Source organism: Arsenicitalea aurantiaca, assembly GCF_003994485.1.
Taxonomy (GTDB): Bacteria; Pseudomonadota; Alphaproteobacteria; order Rhizobiales; family Devosiaceae; genus Arsenicitalea; species Arsenicitalea aurantiaca.
On sequence record NZ_RZNJ01000001.1, the window covers coordinates 666782 to 683593 of the forward strand.

A 16812-nucleotide genomic window follows, 5' to 3' on the forward strand; every position below is an offset into this window, starting at 1 on the left:
CTTCAAGCCGGCGGAAAGCGAAAAACGCCGCCCCGGAGGGCGGCGCGAAGGCCTCAGCGATTGACGCAGAAGGAGGCGTTGGAGCTGCCGACGCAGAAGCCGGGCGCCGGACGATAGGGCCGGTGCGGGCGGTAATGCGGACGGCGCGGATAGTAATCGCGATAGACCGGGTGCCGGTCGCGATAGACGGGCGCGGGCCGATAGACCGGCGGACGCACGACGACCGGAGGCCGGACGACGGCGGGCGGGCGCTGATAGCCGCCACCGCTGCGCGAGAGATAGCTCGAGGACACCCAGCCATCGGGGCCGGACTTGTTCACATAGCACCAGGAGCCCTGGCAGTAATCGATATTGACGCGCTCGCCGCGGCGCAGGACGTCGACGACGCCATAGCCGGTGCCCGGACCAGTCCTCACATTGACATTGCCGGTGGCGGTGGCAGGAACGGCGAAGGCGGCCGAGGCGGTGCCGAGAATTGCGGCAGTCGCAATGCCGAATACGGCAAGCTTCTTTCTCAAAGACATCTTGGGACACTCCCTGAATGATTATTGGCGTTCAACGACCCCCATGGGCATAGGGTTGCCGAACCCGCCTGAACGCAGGATGAACCGGGATGATCTTTGCGTGAGGAGCGCGCAGAATGGGGGCCGCGCGGGCCCCCAAAAAAGCGATCAGAGTTTTGTGGCGGCGTTGTCGCCGAAATCGGGCGCCTTGCCGGTGACGGCGGCGAAGGCCATCTTGGCGGCCGCGACGACGCGGTTGGGGCTGTCCCAGAGCTCGCCATTCTTGGGCGTAACGGTGAGGAGGCGGATCGAGGGATCGTTCTCGTCCTCCCACCAGGCCTTGTCGAAATCGGACCAGAGATCCTTGATCTTGGCGCGATCGTTGGAGAGCTTCGCCTCGCCCGAGATCACCACGTATTTGTGCCCGCCGCTATCGACCCAGGCGCAAGAGACGGTGGGGAAGCGCTCGATCTCGCCATTCTTGTGGCCCTCGACATCGACGAGGAAATGAATGGCATGCTCCTCGCGCCGCACGCGGGCCGAAAGCGGCCGGCTCTGCTGCTGGGTGCCATCCCAGGTGGTGAACATGCAGATGTCGATCTTCTTGGCGAGCTCCCAGATCCGGTTTTCGGTCTCGGCCGGGGTGGGCTGGTCGTCGTCGTGATGGTCCTTGGCCATGTGATGGCTCCTTTCCGTGTGGAGGAGCCGAACGGGCGAGGGGGGTGGTGGGTTGCGTGCTACTGATCAGCCGCCAATACTTGAACAATTTCATCAAGCTGACCCTGTGCCAAAGATATATGTGAGTTCGAATACTTTGGCTTGAGTAACTTCACCCGAGTAGTCATATCTGGGTGAGTTATAGGAATGTTTTCCTCATCATGCACGAACAAAATCGTGGACAACAGTTCCAGTTCGCTGGCGGTCTTGCCAGAAAACTTGTTCCAAACCCGGTCTGCTTCACTTCGAATGTCATGACGCAAATTTTCAATAAGTGCAGCGCTATTATCAGTAGATTTGATAGAATAAGAATTATCATAGGCGTTGTATTTTACATCGATGACGTCGGAGTTGCTCAATATATCAATTGTTGAGGCCAATTCTCGTGAGAACGCGCCATAAGTGTAAAACGAAAACTCGAAACCGGTGTCGATTTTTCCAATGCTAGTGAGAATATGCATTAACTTCTGAGCAGCTTTTTTTCCTAGTCCGCCTTTCATGCCATGCTGAAGAGCAAGATATGCCACCAATCCCTGACCGCGCTGCTGTTCCACGATAGACCCCCGGTTAGACCGACTCGATTTCCGATCTCATCGAATCGGAGTGCGAGTCTGACACGTAAAGCCGCTTCTGCTTAAGGGGCCGTAAAGATTTTACCACCCCTGAAAGCTCAAGAAGTGGCTTAATGTGTGCACGACCGCTATCTCTCACCAAAACCTGGACGTCAGCGGCGAAAGACTTATCCTCGCGCCAAACGTAATGAGGTACCTTGGCGCATATCGATGCCGCCGCCTCAAATTTTTCGAAAGCAAGTTTATTGCTATCGGAATTTTCGTGCGACTCACTTGTTTGATATACTAGCTTGTAGTGATTTCGATTTGCCAGTATATCCCCATGATCTCCGGCCTTTTTTGCAGCAATCATCCCTAGAACTTTCCAATCATCCCAATTCATATATTTTCTAAGATTGGAAGAAGTCGTTGGCTTGGGGAAAGTCCCCCCGATCATTTTTCTTAACGCATGCTGATAATGATAGTCGTATACAACTCGCGTTTTATGCAAGTATACATTATGGAACATCATATATCTAGCAATCAATAGGCCTTCAGCTGCATGCAAACCATCTTCCGTAACACCTATGGACAAAGTTCCATCATCGTCGTCCTCCAGTACGCATATAGTATTAATTAATCGGTCAATTTCATAGTGTCCGTAACGAACTCCGCAATAATAAGAGTCTCGCAAAAGATAGTCCATTCGGTCCGCGTCGATACGACCACTTATTATATCTTTGCATAATGCGCCCAAAGCATTTACTGGAGTTCCTTCTATAAGTCCGGTAACCTCCGCTGTAGTTATTTGATTTGAAGATATTTCTCCATTGTCTTTTATTAGCGGATAAATTTCTTTTTTAAATATCTCTACAGAATAATTCTCGTGGGAATACAACTTGCTCTTGCCCGGCAATCCGGATGCTTTCTCTGGCATCAAAGTCTCAGCGGCGTGAGAGAAAGGCGCGTGGCCCAAGTCGTGCACTAGGGCGGCTAAACGAATTATGATCCGCTGCCTCTCTATGACACTTTCGGTAACATGAAGTTGGGTCTTTAATAGCTCTCTGCTGCGTTTGTCTGATACGAGCGCGTCGAACATTCGCGATGCTGTATGCATCACTCCCAAGGTGTGCTGAAATCGGGTATGCATCGCGCCTGGGTATACGTAGTCTGTCCAAGATAGCTGCCTGATACGTCTCAGCCGTTGAAACGGTGGGGTGTTTATGAACGTACGCTCCAACGATGAGAACGGGATCATCCCATGGATGGGATCTCGTATTTCGAACTCATGTTCTTTCATGCTGCCTGATATCGCGTTGTAGGGTTAGAAAGTAACTCTTCTAACTTGTGCTCGATTTGGTGCCAAACATTTATCAACAGATATTTTGCAAGCTAGCATTGGGCATCACTTGGAGAAGGGCGGGGCCGCCGTGGAACGGTAGCTTTACCGTGCCTAGGCTCCCTTGAGAGGGCAAGGCGAACCGGCGAATGGGCGACATTTAGGGTAGTCGCTCGAACCTTTCTCCCCTGTTTCAGGGGAGAAAGGTGGGCGGCGGCGAGTGCTGGATGGGTGAGATACATTTTGTGGGAACGAGCTAATTTAAGGCTGCGCCGCGGTTTGCCGAGAAGGTTTTGCGGTATCGGAGCTTGCGGCTTCACCCCCACCTAGCCTCCCCCTGACAGGGGGAGGGACGGATCGGGGTGGGCGGTGTTTGAGGACGAGCACCGGGCTGCTCCTCCCCCTTCTTCAGGGGGAGGATGGGTGGGGGTGCTTACTCGGTTCGGTGGTGGGCCGAGGACAGGTTCGGTGCGATAGCTCGGTGCTCGGGAATTTACCCCCACCTGGCCTCCCCCTGATAGGGGGAGGGACGCGGGGGGGTGGGGGCGGAGGTCGGTCCCGAGGGTTCTGCTTGGGGCTGTGCAGCGCTTCGAGAGCTCTTGTGCTGAGCGCCTTGCCATAGGGCGAGGGCTGGTTACCCCACTTCGCCTTCCAGCGTATCGAGCTCCATCTCGCGCAGCCGCTTGATCTCGTCCCTCAGCTTCGCGGCCTTTTCGAACTCCAGATTGGTGGCGGCTTCGCGCATGCGGGCTTCCATGTCCTTGATGACGGCGGCGAGGTTGGCGCCCGCTTCGACGATCTCCTTGCCGTCCTTGCCCTTGCCGATCGAGACGGTGACGTGGTCGCGCTCGTAGACGCTGTCGACGATGTCGTGGATGTTGGAGCGCACCGACTGGGGGGTGATGCCGTTGGCCTCGTTGTAGGCGATCTGCTTTTCGCGCCGGCGACTGGTTTCGGCGAGCGCGCGCTCCATGGAGCCGGTGGTGCGATCGGCATAGAGGATGACGCGGCCATCGACATTGCGCGCGGCGCGGCCGATGGTCTGGATGAGGCTGGTCTCGGAGCGGAGGAACCCCTCCTTGTCGGCATCGAGAATGGCGACGAGCCCGCATTCGGGAATGTCGAGGCCCTCGCGCAGCAGGTTGATGCCGACAAGGACGTCGAAGGCGCCGAGCCGCAGATCACGGATGATCTCGATGCGCTCGATGGTGTCGATATCCGAATGCATGTAGCGCACGCGCAGGCCCTGCTCGTGCATGTATTCGGTGAGGTCCTCGGCCATCTTCTTGGTGAGCACGGTGCAGAGCGTGCGATAGCCGGCCTCGGCGGTCTTGCGGATCTCGTCGACCACGTCGTCCACCTGCGTGCCGGCGGGACGGATCTCGACGGGGGGATCGATGAGCCCGGTGGGGCGGATGACCTGCTCGGCGAAGACGCCGCCCGACTGCTCCATCTCCCAGGAGCCGGGGGTGGCCGATACATAGACCGATTGCGGGCGCATCGCGTTCCACTCCTCGAAGCGGAGGGGGCGATTGTCCATGCAGGAGGGGAGGCGGAAGCCGTATTCGGCGAGCGTCGCCTTGCGCCGCAGATCGCCGCGATACATGGCGCCGAGCTGGCCGATGGTGACGTGGGATTCATCGACGAAGACGAGCGCGTCATCGGGCAGGTATTCGAACAGGGTCGGGGGCGGCTCGCCGGGCTTGCGGCCCGAGAAATAGCGCGAGTAATTCTCGATGCCGGCGCAGGAGCCCGTCGCCTCCATCATCTCGAGGTCGAACATGGTGCGCTGCTCGAGGCGCTGGGCTTCGAGGAAGCGGCCGGCGCCGTTGAGCTCCTGCAGGCGCGCGGCGAGCTCGGCACGGATCTGCTTGGTCGCCTGATTGAGGGTGGCGCGGGGCGTGACGTGGTGGGAATTGGCGAAGATGCGCACCGAGAGGAGCTCGGCGGTCTTCTTGCCGGTCAGCGGATCGATCTCGGCGATGGCCTCGATCTCGTTGCCGAAGAGGGTGACGCGCCAGGCGGCATCCTCATAGTGGGCGGGGAAGATCTCGACGGTGTCCCCGCGCACGCGGAAGGTGCCGCGGGTGAAGCCGGCGTCGCCGCGCTTGTATTGCAGCTGCGAGAGGGCGCGCAGCAGCTCGCGCTGGTCGACCTGCTGGCCTTTCCTCAAGTCGATGGTCATGGCGGTGTAGTCTTCCACCGACCCGATGCCGTAGATGCACGAGACCGAGGCGACGATGATGACGTCATCGCGCTCGAGGATCGCCCGGGTGGCGGCATGGCGCATCCGGTCGATCTGCTCGTTGATGGTCGATTCCTTCTCGATATAGGTGTCGGTGCGCGGGACATAGGCCTCGGGCTGGTAGTAGTCGTAATAGGAGACGAAATATTCGACCGCGTTGTCGGGGAAGAAGGCCTTGAACTCGCCATAGAGCTGGGCGGCGAGGGTCTTGTTGTGGGCGAGGATCAGCGCGGGCCGGCCGGTGCGAGCGATGACCTGCGCCATGGTGTAGGTCTTGCCCGAGCCGGTGACGCCGAGCAGCACCTGGTCGGTCTCGCCATTCTCGACGCCTTCGACGAGCTCGGCAATGGCGGTGGGCTGGTCACCGGCGGGCGCGTATTCGGTGGCGAGGCGGAAGGGGATGCCGCCCTCGGTCTTGGCGGGACGGAGCGGGCGGTGGGGTTTCCACTCGGCATTGCCCTCGACCTCCTTGCGGCCGTGCAGGATGATCTGCTCGAGCGCCTTGACGGTGGCGGAGATGCCGACATTGCCGACTTCGGTGCCGATCCTGGCGGGCTGCTGCGTGGTGCGGAGCGCCGAGGAGGGGACGTGGCCGAAGCCGGCCTGCGGGGCTTCGCCCATGCCGTCGAAATCAGGGCGGTCGACCGAATTGGCGCGCGATTTCGGCGCCTTGAGCTGCATGCCGGTGGCGGCGCTGCGGCGCGACTTGGCGGGTTTCTTGGGCTCGAGCGCCGCATCGGCGGCCTCGGCGGCGGCCCGGTCCGCGCGGTCGAGCGCGCGCTTGTTGCGCAGGCGCTCCTGGGGGAGGGGTTTTGAGATCTCGGCGGCCTCGGCCTTCTCGATCTCGCCGATGAAATCGTCGATGGAGAATTCGGCCTTGCCCGGGCGAGCGGACGGCGTGGATTTCTTCTCGGGCATGCGGACACCGCGGGCGTTGGGGAGCCATGGAGATGGGCCGTCGCCGACCCGCTTTCAAGCCTTCGGAGCCTAGCACGGCCGGAACAATATGGGAACGGCGGACAAGCGAAAGGCGCCGCCCGGGGGCAGCGCCTTTGCAGTTATCAGCGCTCGGATCAGCGGGTGCGGATCGAGGAGATGATGTCGTTGCCCTGGCGGCCGAGATTGCGGACGTCACGGTCGACGATCACGCAGCGGCCGTTGAAGCCGTCATGCTCGCAGACCTGGGCCTCGATATTGCCGCGCACGGTGATCGAGGAGATGCGATCGTTCCAGTTGCCGAGCGAGGCACGGCGCTCGTCGGGCCGCATGCAGAAGCTGGCGCCGCCAAAATTGATGTCCTCGTAGAAGCAGACCTCGGCGCGTTCCGGACGGCCGGGGCGACCCGGACGATCCGGGCGGCCGGGACGATCGGGGCGCACGTTCCAGCGGCCATCGCCGATGGAGAAGGAGAAGCCGGGGATCTGGAAGCTCAGATTGACGTCGGGACGGCTCGGCTGGCTGGGTGCGGGGCCGGGACGGCTCGGGCCGCTGGCGCGGGAGAGATAGGTGGCCGAAACCCAGCCATTGCTGGCCGCGCGGCGGTCGACGAAACACCAATTGCTCTGGCACTCGCGGATATCCACGGTCTCGCCGGCACGCAGGCTGCCCACGACGCCAAAGTTGGTACCCGGACCCGAACGCACGTTGACGTTGGCAGTTGCCTGGGCGGTCTGGGCCATGGCGGTGCCGGCCATGGCAAGGGTCATTGCTGCGGCAAAGGCGGCGAGTTTGATGCGTGACATGAATTTTTCCTCGATCGTTTCTTCTGGCTTGCCCCGTGGCGGTGAAACCGCACGAGGCCGCCCATGGTTCCCGACGGCCAAGCCCAGCGCTTCCGTCTTGAGCCGATATGAGCCGATGGCGCGTGAACCGGGGCTGAACGGGCTCTTCAACTCAATCGCGGAACGCAAGATGCGGTTGCCGCGTCTCTGATCGGAGCAGGCAAAAGGAGAACGCCATGGCCGATTTCATCCATCTGACGGGGGCGGCAAGCCCCGGCGCGATCGTCGTCACCGTCACCGCGAGCCATGACGGGCCGCGGGCCTTCATCCGCAAGGTGGAGGATCCGACCGATACTGCCGAGGAGAGCATCATGCCCAGCGAGCAGGTGCCGGTCGAGGAAGCGCTGGCCTTGGCGCGCAACAAGGCGGCCGGCATGGAGGGCGGAGCCGTGGTCTTTGTCGAACTGGCCGGGGACGCCGAATGGGACCCGCGCTGGGGGGTGTTGCGGCGCTGAGGGGGTGCGCGGCGGCCCGGGTGAGGGCCGCGGCGCTCAGTAGACGCGGTAGGAGGAGACGTTGTTTTCGAGATAGCCGGTGAGGCGGGGGGTGCTGTCGTTGATGCGCTGGCAATAGTTCACGAAATTGCGGTCGCGGCAGACCATCACCGAGACATTGCCCGCGATCGAGATCGAGGCGACGCGGTTGTCGCGATTGTAGAGGAGCAGGTCCGGGACGACGGTGCCCGAGCGTGCGCAATGGGTCTCGCCCGTGAAATTGCGGCCGGAATGGAAGCAGACTTCGCCGGGGCCGCCAGCCTTGAGGTTGAGTTTCGGGCCCGAGAAGGGGCCGCCGGGGGCCTGGCCGAAGCTCAGCGCATCGAGCGCCACCCAGCCCCGCGCGTGGTCGGCGCGGATGCGGCACCAGGCATTGCTGCACCGCTCGACCCGTACGCGGACCTCGCCGGGGACTTCCCCCATGATGCGATAGCGAAGCCCCGGGCCCTCGTAGACGATCTGCGCGCTATTGGTCCATGCGGCGGTGCCGGTCGTGTGCTGGGCTGCAGCCGGCAGGGCGAGAAGGCTTGCAAGGGCAGCGAGGACAAGGGCGCGAAGCAGGGGCATGGATCGGGGCTTTCCGGGGGATGACCCGTGAAGGGTACTTCTATCGGGGGATGCTGGGAAGGGTTTTGCGGGGGTTGGGTAAAGGAGGTGAGGCCGAGGGAATCGTGCGTGGGGCTTTTACCCCCACCTGGCCTCCCCCTGATAGGGGGAGGGACGCGGGGGGAGGGGCTGGGGGATGCCACGGGCGCAGGGGTGTTCTTCCCCTTCTTCTGGGGGAAGTGGGATGGGGGTCAGGCAGGCGTGAAAAAACCCGCCGTGGGTACGGCGGGTTTCGGGATTTGGTGCGGGCTTAAAAGCGGACGCGGATCGAGGAGATGTCGTCTTCGAAGGCGCCGAGATTGCTGGCGCTGCTGGTATAGGTGCGGCAATCGCGGAAGCCGGCGCGGGTGCAGACCTGGACCTGGAGGCCATCGGGATTGTCGATCGAGCGGATCACGTCGTCCCAGTCGCGGGGCAGGCGGGCGAGGCTTTCGCCCTCCTCGACGCAGAACTCAGAACCACGGAAGCGGCGCTCATCATAAAAGCAGACTTCGCCGACATAACGCGGGGGTTCGACGACGACCGGCGGACGACCGGGGCCGGGGCGACCCGTGCCGATACCGATAGAGACGCCGCCCGGGCCGACCGAAATGCCGACACCCGCATCGGGGCCGGCGACGGGGCCGAGCAACTGGCCGGGGCTGCCCGAACGGCTCAGATAGTCGGCGGAGACCCAGCCGGACGGACCATCCTGATAGATATAGCACCAGGAGCCCTGGCAACGGTCGATGTCGACGCGTTCGCCGCGGCGAAGGCTGTCGACGATGCCGAACCCGGTGCCGGGGCCGGAGCGGACGTTGACGGGGGCCGTTGCCGTGGCGCCACCGCTCTGGGCGCTGGCGCTTGCCGGGGTGAAGACGACGGCGGCAGTCGCCGCGATGGCGACGCCCGTCGCGATATTGAGGACGAGCTTGCGGGTACGACGATTCATTTCGACGCTCCAGGGAAACTGTTCTTGCTTGGTGTAGAAACGGGCAGATCGAATAAAGAGTTCCGCGCCGCGAGAAGCTTCAAAGCCCCGTATCGCGGGCGACACGGGGACTTGATCATCTTGCGCGTGAATGGGTGATGAACGCGCTGTCGTGCATCGTTCAGCATGGTTTAGGGGCGGTGAAACCGGTGGCGCTCAGGCCTCGATGCGGCGCTTCTTGCCGTCATCGCCTAGCGCCACATAGACGAAGCGCCCATCGGTGACCTTGACGCGCTGATCGATGCGGTTGCGGCGTGCCCAGGCTTCGACAAGGACCGTGACCGACGTGTTACCGACCCGCTCGATCTCGGTATAGACGCAGAGCACGTCCCCGACCTTGACCGGCGCGATGAAGGTCATCGCCTCGACCGCTACGGTGACCACCCGGCCCTGCACGCGCTCGACCGCAGCGATGGCGCCGGCGATATCCATCTGGCTCATGACCCAGCCCCCGAAGATGTCTCCGGAGGGGTTGGTGTCGGCAGGCATGGCGAGGGTGCGGATGGTGAGGGTGCCGAGAGGCTCGGGGGAGGGCGTCGTCATGATCGGATCTCCGTGAGGGGCCAGCGGCCGACCGTCTCCTCCCAGTGGCGGCGGCACAGCGAAACATAGCGCTCATTGCCGCCAATGGCGACCTGATCGCCCTCGGTAAGCGGGATGCCGTCCGGCGCGAGGCGGACCACCATGGTGGCCTTGGCGCCGCAATGGCAGATGGTGCGGATCTCGCGCAGGCTGTCGGCGATGGCAAGGAGTTCGGCCGAGCCGGGAAAGAGCTTGCCCTGGAAATCAGTACGCAGCCCGTAGCACATGACCGGAATGCCGAGCCGGTCCGCAACATGGGCGAGCTGCCAGACCTGGCCCTGGGTGAGGAACTGGGCTTCGTCCACGAAGACGCAATGGACGTGGGCCTCGGCATGGGCGGCGGCAATGGCGCCGAAGAGATCGTCCTCGGGCGCGAAGAAATCTGCATCCGCCTCGAGCCCGATGCGCGAGGCGATGGTGCCGATGCCGGCCCGGTCATCGAGGGCGGCGATGAACATCAGCGTGCGCATGCCGCGCTCGCGATAATTGTACGAGGCCTGCAGCAGCAGTGTCGACTTGCCCGCATTCATCGCGGCGTAGGAGAAGTAGAGCTTTGCCATGGGGCGGTTGTGCCGCCGCCCGGTGGCGCTGACAAGCGGGTGCGCACCGGTGCGCACAGGATTGGCGCGGCTCCATCTTGCCGCCATGATCGTGCGTCCATTTCGCCCCTGGGGCGCTGGACCGGAGTGTGCGGCATGAAGAGAGTGGCAGTGGCGATGCTGGCGGTGCTCGCCATGGCAGGCGGGGCGATGGCGGAGACGCTCGACCCGCGCGGAACATGGGAATCGGCGAGCGGGGAATCCCGCTATGAGGTCAGCCTATGCGGGGACGGCACCGCGCTCTGCGCGCGGCTCGTCTGGCTGCGCGAGAACGAGATGACGCCCAAGAACATCCCTTATCTCGGCAGTTATCTCGTGGAGGCGGCGCGGCGCGTCGGGCCGTCGGAGTGGCGCGGGGAGGTGCAGGTGTTCGGCGAAACGCTGGGCGGCACGCTGCGGCAGATCTCGACCGACCGCATGGAGCTGCGCGGCTGCAAGTTCATCTTCTGCAAGAGCTTCATGCTGAACCGGATGTGAGGGCGGGACGCGCCCGCCCTCGACACGCGTCAGTTGGGCAGTTCGGCGTCGAGCGCGGCGATCAGCTGGGTGATCTCGGCGGGGCTCGTATAGTGCACGAAGGAGAGCCGGAGGACGCCCTTGTCAGCGGCGACCCCGACCGCCTCGAGCAGGCGCAGGCTGTAGAAATGGCCGCCGCCGGCCATCACGCCATGGCGCGCAAGACGTTCGGCAATGGCGAAGCCCGGTTCCTCGAGCGCGATGGCGACGGTGGGCGCGCGGCGCGCCGGATCGTCGGGGCCGATGAGGCGGATCGAATTGCGACCGCGCAGGAAATCGAGTAGCGGGGTGAGGAGCGCAATCTCCTGGGCGCGCATGGCGGCATGGGCGCGGCGGTAGGGATTGGCGCCCTCTACGGCATCACCGGCGATGGCGGCTACGGTCTCGAGATAATCGACGACACCGGCCGAGGCCGCGATCTGCGCATGATCGGGGCCGGCGGGATTGAGCCGGTAGCGCGGCTTGCCCTCGTTGAAGAAATGCCCCTGGTTGGGAAGTTCGGCGGCAATCGAGGGCCGGACGGCCATGACGCCCTGATGGGGGCCATAGGTCTTGTAGGTGGAAAAGAGATAGATGTCGGCGCCGATCGCCAGCACGTCCGGCAGGCCGTGCGGGGCGTAGGAGACGCCGTCCACCACGGTGATCGCGCCATAGGAGCGGGCCATGGTGGCGATTTCGGCGACCGGGTTGATCTCGGCGGCGATGTTGGAGCAATGCGGCACGGTGACGAGCCGGACCTTGGAGTCAAGGAGAGGCTCGAGGGTTGAGAGATCGAGCCGCCCGGTCTGCGGATCGACTTTCCACTCGCGGATCTCGACGCCCGATTTTTCGAGCCGCCGCCACGCGCCGGTATTGGCCTCGTGATCCTGATTGGTGACGATGATGGCGTCGCCCGGCTTCAGCCAGCCCGAGAAGGCGTGGGCGAGCACATAGGTGTTGGCCGAGGTCGAGGGGCCGAAATGGATCCAGTCCGGGCTGACGTTGAGGGCCTGCGCCATACGGCGATAGGCGAGGTCCATGCCTTCGCCGGCCTCGCGGGAGGCGGGATAGGCGCCATAGGGCTGCAGCTTGGTCTGCCGGTAGTAGCGCTCGAGCCTCTCGAGGACGGCGCGGGCCGTGAACGAGCCGCCGGCATTTTCGAAGAAGGCCTGTCCGGCAAGGCTTTCTTCGGCAAAGGCGGGGAATTCGGCGCGGATCAGCGCCGGGTCGAGCGGAAGAGGCTGGGACATCGGGGAGGGCTTCGCTTGCAGGGACGGAAAGGTGGAGCGATTGGTATCGCCTCGATCCGGATCCGGCAAGGGCGGGGGAGAGGCTTGGCCGCTCCCCCGGAGGATCAGACCGCGGGCTCGTCCCCGGGCGCGGCAGGCGCCTCGGGCGCCGGCGGGGTGCGGTCGCGGCTGGCGCGACGGGGCTCGAGACGGGCCTGCTGCTCGGGCTCGAGGCCCTGGTAGAAGGTGTCGAGGGCGGGCAGCACCGCTTCGAGCGCTGCGACGCGGGCGCTGTCGATGGCGAGGCGTCCCTCGAGGCGCGATACGGGGTCCGTTGCCTCGGCGGCGCGGGCGGTAGTGCAGGCGGCAGCGAAATCGGCCTGGGCGGAAAGCGCCGCATCGCGCAGGGCATCGAAATCGCCGCGCTGAGCATCGGTGAGGTCGAGCCGGTAGGAGAGGCGCACGAGGCCGATCTCGAGCCTTTCGGCGGCGCGATCCGAACAGACGAAATCGAGGAGGGCGCCGCCCTGGCGCATGGCGCCGCGTCCGGGCATGCCCGAGGGATGGCGCTCCTGCATGCGGGCGGCGAAGCGCTCGCGCATCTTGCGGTGCATTTCGTGGCCGCCCGAGCGATCGGGACGGGCACGCTCGGCGTGGTGGCGACGTTCGCCGGGCATGGCGCGCTGGGCATCGCCCCGCTCCATGCGCATGCGGAAACGTTCGCCGGGCTGGCGCTCGGCAGGCGCCATCCGGGCGGACGGCTCGGCGCCGGGGAGAGGGGCCGCAGGCGCGTCCTGCGCGAGTGCGGGGAAGGCGCCGACGCAGAGGCTGGCCAGCATGATGGAGAGAACGGCCTTGCTCGATTTCATGGGATCGCTCCGTGGGAGGTGGGTGCACAAGAAGGTGCGAACAGACCCACGGTAGACCGGGCGATCCTGCCCCGTCCTTGCCGGGGCATGAATTTTCGGCAAGGCTCGTAAGGGGTTAAGAGAAGGTTAAGCGGCTCGGCGGCTCAGGAGGTGATGTATTCCTTGAGCGCCTCGGCCTCCTTGGTGACCATCTCGATCTTGATCTTCACGAGGTCGCCGATCGAGACGATGCCGATAAGCCGCCGATCCTCGCAGACGGGCATATGGCGGATGCGCCGCTCGGTCATGAGTTCGAGCACGTGATCGACGGTATCGTCGCGGGTGCAGTGGACGACGTCGCGCGTCATGGTCTCGCTGACCGGGGTCTGGAGAAAGGCGGTGGGGTCGGCGCCCATGCGCCTGACGATGTCGCGCTCGGACAGGATGCCGGCGACGCTGCCATCTTCGCCCGTGACGACGACCGCACCGATGCGGTTGGCATTGAGCGCATTGACCGCATCGGCGATGCGGACGGAAACCGGGATGGTGTGTACGCCCGGCCCCTTGGTGTTCAGGATCGTTTCGATTCTCATCTGCGTGGTCCTCCCTCTCAGCCAAACATAGTGGCCGATGGCCGGACGCGCCTCAAGACTTTGGGATCATGAGGAGAGGGTCGCGGACATAAAAAAAGGCCGGCGCGAGGCCGGCCAGTCGTCATGGAGTTCTGATGGAGGTCATTGGTCCGGGCGTTGCCCGCGCCAGTGGCGGATCGATTGCACCTGCAGGGGCATGGCGCCGATCGGGCCGCGCAGGGCGATGCGGGCGACCTCGAACATGATTGCGAACACCAGGGCACAAAGCGGCACCACCAGCAGGAGCACTTCGGCATCCACGCCCTCGACCGCAGGCGCTGCATGGGCGGGCACGACACCGACAAGGGTGGCGATGCTCGCGGCGACCAGGGTCAGCGAGAAGGAAATGATGGTGGCGGTAACCGTCGGCTTGCGCCGGGACTTGAGGCTAAGGTGCATGGGGGTCTTTCGTCCGTGACCGGGAGTTCACAACGCGGTGAGTGAACCAACCCAATGCGGAGTTTGTTCGTAGCTGATGAGGTCAAGCGCGTACCATTTGACGGCATAAGTGTGGCGACCAGCCGGCGCCACCACGGCTTGGCAGGCAATGGAGGCAGACCATGAATGCTTCAGTGCACAGGGCCGGGGTAACGGTCGCCAGTCTTCTCGTGGCGTTGATGGCAACGCCGGCGCTGGCCGAGGAGGCGCGGGCGACCGCCTGGCAGGCGGCGATCACCGGCCAGATCCAGGCGTTCCGCGAAGGCGATGCCCCCGCCGCATTCAGCTATGCAGCAGCGGGTTTCCAGCAGGGCTTTTCGAGCCCGACGCTTTTTTACAGCTCCATCATCGGCTCGGGCTATGCGCCGATCCGCGAGTCGCGCTCGCACAGCTTCGGCCCCTATCAGGAGGTGAGCGAGGATCGCGTGCTGCAGGCGGTGCGGCTCGTAGGAACCAACCAGCAGCTTTACGAGGCCGTGTACCAGCTCGGCCAGGAAGAGGATGGCTGGAAGGTGATGGGGGTGCAGTTGCGCCCGCAGCCGGGCATCGGCATTTAGTCCAAACGGCCCGCACCCGGCTTGCCGGGCGGCGCGGCAGCCCCTAACACTGCCTCCGCCAAGCTGCAGCGGAGGATTTTTCATGGCTTTCTTGTCTCAAGCGCTGGGGCGGGTTGCGCCCTCGGCGACGGTTGCGATCACCCAGAAGGCGCGCGAGATGGCGCGGGCCGGCAAGGACGTCATCGCGCTTTCGGCCGGAGAGCCCGATTTCGACACCCCGCAGAACGTCAAGGACGCGGCGGTGCGGGCGATCGCCGAAGGCAAGACCAAGTACACCAATGTCGACGGCATCCCCGAGCTCAAGGCGGCGGTGGCCGAAAAATTCAAGCGCGACAACGGGCTGGTCGTGACCGCGGATGAGTGTTTCGTCGCCTCGGGCGGCAAGCAGATCATCTTCAACGCCCTGATGGCGACGCTCGATCCGGGCGACGAAGTGGTGGTGCCCGTACCCTATTGGGTGAGCTATCCCGAGATCGTGCGGCTCTGCGGAGCCGAGCCGGTCTATGCGGTGGCGGATGCCTCGACCGGCTTCAAGCTCGATCCGGAAACGCTCGAGCAGGCGATCAGCCCACGGACGAAATGGCTGATCCTCAACACCCCCTCCAATCCGAGCGGCGCGGCCTATGGGCGCGAGGAATTGCTGGGGCTCGCCGAAGTGCTGCGGCGACATGAGCATGTGCACGTCCTCACCGACGATATCTACGAGCCGCTGACCTATGACGGACGGCGGTTCAGCACCATCGCCGAAGTCGCGCCCGATCTGATGGCCCGCACGCTGACGATGAACGGGGTCTCCAAGAGCCATGCGATGACCGGCTGGCGGATCGGCTATTGCACCGGCCCCAGAATGCTGCTCGGCGCGATGACCAAGCTGCAGAGCCAGTCGACGACGAACGCATGCTCGATCGCCCAGTGGGCGGCGGTGGAGGCGCTGAACGGGCCGCAGGACTTCCTCAAGGACTGGCGGCAGGTGTTCGAGGCGCGGCGCAACAAGGTGGTGGCCGGGCTCAACGGGGCAACAGGCCTCTCATGCCTGACGCCCGAGGGCGCGTTCTATGTCTTTCCCTCCTGCGCGGAGGTTCTGGGGCGCAAGAGCGGGGGCGGGCGCCTGCTCGAAACGGATGCGGATTTCGTGATGGCGCTGCTCGAGGAGACAGGCGTTGCGCTGGTGCAGGGGAGCGCTTTCGGGCTCGCCGGGCATTTCCGCCTGAGCTATGCGGCATCAGATCGTGAGCTCGATGCGGCACTCTCGCGCATTGGCGAGTTCTGCGCAGCCATCCGGTAGCGCAAAAGAAGAAGGCCCCGCTCGAGGGGAAGAGCGGGGCCTGCCGACCGAACGCCGAAACGTTCGGCCAGAGGGATGCGGCGGGAAGGGAGACGCCGCAATGCCTGTGCGCGCCTTATGAGCGCCGACGCCGACGGGCGCAATCGACAAGAGTTCAACCCTGCCATGCATTGCCTGCATTTGCGGCAGCGCGCCCAAAAACACGGCGCCGGTCCGGCTGCATTCTGATGTCGACGGACAAGAAAAAAGGCTCCACTCGTGAGAGTGGAGCCTGAATGATCAGGGCCGAAGCCCAAATCCAAGTAATGGCAGATGACGAGGGAGGAGGAAACGTCATCTACCGGTTGGGCCACTGCCGAGGGAGGAGGAAACGGCAGCTACCCGGGTGTCGCGAGAGCTGGGCCGAGGGAGGAGGAAACGGCCGTGTCGTCAGCGACAGGTTGAATATGGATGCACCCCCCGGATTCAGCAAGGCGAGGGGTAGCATATGAGCTATGCGATGAAAGCAGGGTTCGGCCCGTATCGCCCGGCTGATGGGGCTTTGCGGGCCCGTTGCGACGTTTTGGCACGTTGGTGGTTTCATGCGCCTGCCTGCGGCTATGGCGCGAAAAAAAGGCCCCACCGAAGTGGGGCCTGTGACTGGGCCGAAGCCAAATCGAAAGTGTTGGCAGAGGCGAGGGAGGAGGATACGCCATCTGCCGGGTGGACCTGCGCCGAGGGAGGAGGAAACGGCGCTGATCCGGGTGTCGAAAAATCCGGGCCGAGGGAGGAGGAAACGGGCCAGATCGTCATCGACCAGACGAATATGCTGTTTCCCCGGCCGTTCAGCAATGTGGGGCAGGGCATGTCAGCTATGCGCTGGGCGCAGGCAAGGTCAGGAATGCTGCCAGATTTATGACATGTCGGTGACGCTTGCGTGCCCCCGGTAAGCCAGGGGGCAG

19 protein-coding genes are annotated in these 16812 nt (G+C 63.8%); 5 read left to right on the plus strand and 14 right to left on the minus strand.

The annotated features are described in order from the left end of the window. Positions 1–53 precede the first annotated feature (53 nt). The 6 genes from EMQ25_RS03240 to EMQ25_RS03265 form a co-directional block, all read right to left on the minus strand. Positions 54–524 carry an SH3 domain-containing protein gene (locus EMQ25_RS03240; protein ID WP_127187103.1) on the minus strand — a complete coding sequence of 157 codons (471 nt, stop codon included), beginning with the start codon at positions 522–524 and terminating at the stop codon, positions 54–56. Between the two features lie 147 nt (positions 525–671). Beyond that, on the minus strand, positions 672–1181 hold the full coding sequence (locus tag EMQ25_RS03245; RefSeq protein WP_127187104.1) for a pyridoxamine 5'-phosphate oxidase family protein: 510 nt from the start codon (positions 1179–1181) through the stop codon (positions 672–674). A 59-nt stretch (positions 1182–1240) separates the two neighbouring features. Next, a complete protein-coding gene (locus EMQ25_RS03250) occupies positions 1241–1774 on the minus strand; it encodes a hypothetical protein (RefSeq protein WP_127187105.1) in 534 nt (177 codons plus the stop codon). 13 nt (positions 1775–1787) lie between these two features. Next, positions 1788–3071 (minus strand): HD domain-containing protein, encoded by a 1284-nt coding sequence (locus tag EMQ25_RS03255; protein ID WP_127187106.1) that lies wholly within the window; start codon positions 3069–3071, stop codon positions 1788–1790. Between the two features lie 673 nt (positions 3072–3744). Continuing rightward, complete coding sequence (gene uvrB / locus EMQ25_RS03260; protein ID WP_244606452.1) at positions 3745–6273, minus strand: excinuclease ABC subunit UvrB; 2529 nt, start codon at positions 6271–6273, stop codon at positions 3745–3747. 155 nt (positions 6274–6428) lie between these two features. Then, positions 6429–7097, minus strand: a complete 669-nt coding sequence (locus EMQ25_RS03265) for an SH3 domain-containing protein (protein ID WP_127187107.1) — start codon at positions 7095–7097, stop codon at positions 6429–6431. 215 nt (positions 7098–7312) lie between these two features. Between EMQ25_RS03265 and EMQ25_RS03270 the strand changes: the two genes are divergently transcribed. Next, a complete protein-coding gene (locus tag EMQ25_RS03270) occupies positions 7313–7591 on the plus strand; it encodes a hypothetical protein (protein ID WP_127187108.1) in 279 nt (92 codons plus the stop codon). Positions 7592–7627: 36 nt separating this feature from the next. Here EMQ25_RS03270 and EMQ25_RS03275 read toward each other — a convergent pair whose 3' ends face one another. The 4 genes from EMQ25_RS03275 to EMQ25_RS03290 all read right to left on the minus strand — a co-directional run bounded on the left by EMQ25_RS03275 (position 7628) and on the right by EMQ25_RS03290 (position 10348). Next, positions 7628–8197: an SH3 domain-containing protein gene (locus EMQ25_RS03275; protein ID WP_127187109.1), complete on the minus strand. Its 570-nt coding sequence runs from the start codon at positions 8195–8197 to the stop codon at positions 7628–7630. A gap of 289 nt (positions 8198–8486) precedes the next feature. Further along, positions 8487–9167 carry an SH3 domain-containing protein gene (locus EMQ25_RS03280; protein WP_127187110.1) on the minus strand — a complete coding sequence of 227 codons (681 nt, stop codon included), beginning with the start codon at positions 9165–9167 and terminating at the stop codon, positions 8487–8489. A gap of 195 nt (positions 9168–9362) precedes the next feature. Beyond that, positions 9363–9749, minus strand: coding sequence for an acyl-CoA thioesterase (locus EMQ25_RS03285; RefSeq protein ID WP_127187111.1), 387 nt, complete (start codon positions 9747–9749; stop codon positions 9363–9365). After that, entirely contained in the window at positions 9746–10348 is a 603-nt protein-coding gene (locus EMQ25_RS03290; RefSeq protein WP_127187332.1) for a thymidine kinase, read from the minus strand. Before EMQ25_RS03290 ends, EMQ25_RS03285 begins: the two co-directional genes overlap by 4 nt. Positions 10349–10483: 135 nt before the next feature. Here EMQ25_RS03290 and EMQ25_RS03295 point away from each other — a divergent pair, with 135 nt between their 5' ends. Next, positions 10484–10864 (plus strand): DUF2147 domain-containing protein, encoded by a 381-nt coding sequence (locus tag EMQ25_RS03295; protein WP_127187112.1) that lies wholly within the window; start codon positions 10484–10486, stop codon positions 10862–10864. Positions 10865–10893: 29 nt separating this feature from the next. Here the strand turns inward: EMQ25_RS03295 and EMQ25_RS03300 are convergent, their stop codons facing one another. From EMQ25_RS03300 to EMQ25_RS03315, 4 genes are all read right to left on the minus strand, one after another. Continuing rightward, positions 10894–12132, minus strand: coding sequence for an aminotransferase class V-fold PLP-dependent enzyme (locus tag EMQ25_RS03300; protein WP_127187113.1), 1239 nt, complete (start codon positions 12130–12132; stop codon positions 10894–10896). Between the two features lie 104 nt (positions 12133–12236). Beyond that, positions 12237–12980 (minus strand): Spy/CpxP family protein refolding chaperone, encoded by a 744-nt coding sequence (locus EMQ25_RS03305; protein WP_127187114.1) that lies wholly within the window; start codon positions 12978–12980, stop codon positions 12237–12239. 143 nt (positions 12981–13123) lie between these two features. Then, on the minus strand, positions 13124–13552 hold the full coding sequence (locus EMQ25_RS03310; protein WP_127187115.1) for a CBS domain-containing protein: 429 nt from the start codon (positions 13550–13552) through the stop codon (positions 13124–13126). Between the two features lie 141 nt (positions 13553–13693). Beyond that, the gene (locus EMQ25_RS03315) at positions 13694–13990 is read right to left on the minus strand and encodes a hypothetical protein (protein ID WP_127187116.1); all 297 of its coding nucleotides are present in this window, start codon (positions 13988–13990) and stop codon (positions 13694–13696) included. Positions 13991–14151: 161 nt separating this feature from the next. On the opposite strand from EMQ25_RS03315, the gene EMQ25_RS03320 reads away from it, so the two are divergent. The 3 genes from EMQ25_RS03320 (at position 14152) to EMQ25_RS03330 (ending at position 16769) form a co-directional block, all read left to right on the plus strand. Beyond that, positions 14152–14586 carry a DUF4864 domain-containing protein gene (locus EMQ25_RS03320; protein WP_127187117.1) on the plus strand — a complete coding sequence of 145 codons (435 nt, stop codon included), beginning with the start codon at positions 14152–14154 and terminating at the stop codon, positions 14584–14586. Between the two features lie 82 nt (positions 14587–14668). Then, on the plus strand, positions 14669–15871 hold the full coding sequence (locus EMQ25_RS03325; RefSeq protein WP_127187118.1) for a pyridoxal phosphate-dependent aminotransferase: 1203 nt from the start codon (positions 14669–14671) through the stop codon (positions 15869–15871). Positions 15872–16358: 487 nt separating this feature from the next. Then, entirely contained in the window at positions 16359–16769 is a 411-nt protein-coding gene (locus tag EMQ25_RS03330; protein ID WP_127187119.1) for a hypothetical protein, read from the plus strand. The last annotated feature ends 43 nt before the right edge of the window (positions 16770–16812 follow it).